3 protein-coding genes are annotated in these 1424 nt (G+C 68.4%); 1 reads left to right on the plus strand and 2 read right to left on the minus strand.

Translation table 11 applies throughout. The features are described from left to right. Both AB0G04_RS44175 and AB0G04_RS44180 read right to left on the minus strand, forming a co-directional pair. The coding region (locus AB0G04_RS44175) for a transposase (RefSeq protein ID WP_360996749.1) at positions 1–443 on the minus strand (443 nt) is incomplete at its 3' end. A 162-nt stretch (positions 444–605) separates the two neighbouring features. Continuing rightward, positions 606–950 carry a helix-turn-helix domain-containing protein gene (locus AB0G04_RS44180; protein WP_360996751.1) on the minus strand — a complete coding sequence of 115 codons (345 nt, stop codon included), beginning with the start codon at positions 948–950 and terminating at the stop codon, positions 606–608. Between the two features lie 105 nt (positions 951–1055). Here AB0G04_RS44180 and AB0G04_RS44185 point away from each other — a divergent pair, with 105 nt between their 5' ends. Further along, positions 1056–1418 (plus strand): hypothetical protein, encoded by a 363-nt coding sequence (locus tag AB0G04_RS44185; RefSeq protein ID WP_360996754.1) that lies wholly within the window; start codon positions 1056–1058, stop codon positions 1416–1418. Positions 1419–1424: the final 6 nt, after the last annotated feature.

Below are 1424 nucleotides of genomic sequence, written 5' to 3' on the forward strand. Positions count from 1 at the left end.
TCGATCTGGTTGAGCCAGGAGGCGTGGATCGGGGTGTGGATCATGACCGCGTTCGGGAACCGCTGCGCGAGACGGTCGATCGCGGCTTGACCGCGGTGTGAGGAGCCGTTGTCGACGACCCAGAACACCCGCTTCGCCGTGGCGTAGGGCTCTTGGGTCATGACCTGTTCGACCAGGGTCATGAACGGGACGATGCCGGTCTTGGCGTTGCGGTGGGAGAAGACCCGGGCGTGGTGGACGTCGTAGGCGGCCAGGTAGGCGAGAGCGCCTTTGCGCTGGTATTCGTGGTTGACCCGCATGGTGCGTGCGGCGCCTGGGGCGCGGGTGGGGTGGCAGCGGCAGCGGCAGCGGGCCTGGATGCTGGTCTTCTCGTCGCTGGAGATCACGTACTCGTCTGGCCCGAGCGCGACACCGTCGAACGTGCGGGCGTAGAGGCCGAGCACCCGTTCCGCTTTGACGGCGAACTGCGGGTCGCGGATGAAGATCCAGGACTGGTGCGGCCAGGGTTTGATCGTGTCCCGGGCCAGGATCCGGCGGATGGTCGACGCCGAGATCGCCGCGACGATGCCGCGGGCGACGGCCTCGGCGGCCAGGTCGGGGCAGCTTCACTTCGACAAGGGTGTGCCGGTCTCAGCCGGCAACTGGCAGGCCAGCGCTTTGATCTCGGCGGCCTGGACCGGGGTGAGTCGTGGTGGCCGTCCCGGGCGGGGCCGGTCGGCCAGCCCGGGCAGGGCTTCGTCGGCGAACCGGCCGCGCCAGCGCCGTACCGTGTTGACGGTGAGGTCATGCCGGCGGGCGACGGCGGCGTTGGAGTCTCCGCGGGCGGCATCGCAGATGATCCGGGCTCGGATGACCTGCTGGTATGCGGCGGTGTGGGAGTAGGCCAGGGCGGTGAGCCGGCGTCGTTCGGCGGTGGTCAGGGTGATCGGGCGTGCGTGAGGGACGGGCACCGGCCAGCTTCATCGAAGATGATCTCGTTCGGGCCGGTCGAGGATGCCGGGCCGGGCGTGCCGCAAACCGGTAGGACACACCGGAGGCGGCAGGATGTGGACCTTATGCCGGTCATCCCTGCCTCCACCAAGACGTCCTTGCCGCAGCGGCTGCGGGCACGGGCCAAGGCGAACTGGCCGCAGCTGGCCGGAGTGGACGTGCGTTACCGCGGTCCGTTCGCCTACGTCACCGTCGAGTTGACCGGCGGGCAGCAGCTACCGGTGATGCGACTGCGTTACAGCGGATCCGCCCACCGCTGGCACCTGGCCACCTACCGGGCCAGCAACAACAGCTACGAAGACCAGTACTGGTTCAGCGGCACCACCGAAGAAGCCCTCGACTTCGTATGCGACGTCCTCATCAGCCCCATCACCGACAGCCCGCTTCCAGACCCCGAACCGTCAACCCCCGAAGGACTCCAAAACTGAAGCACT

The organism is Actinoplanes sp. NPDC023801 (genome assembly GCF_040639655.1).
Taxonomy (GTDB): Bacteria; Actinomycetota; Actinomycetes; order Mycobacteriales; family Micromonosporaceae; genus Actinoplanes.

Coding starts and splice junctions, on each gene's coding strand:
- AB0G04_RS44185 (WP_360996754.1), top strand. CDS start 1,056: ATGCCGGTCATCCCTGCCTCCACCAAGACGTCCTTGCCGCAGCGGCTG.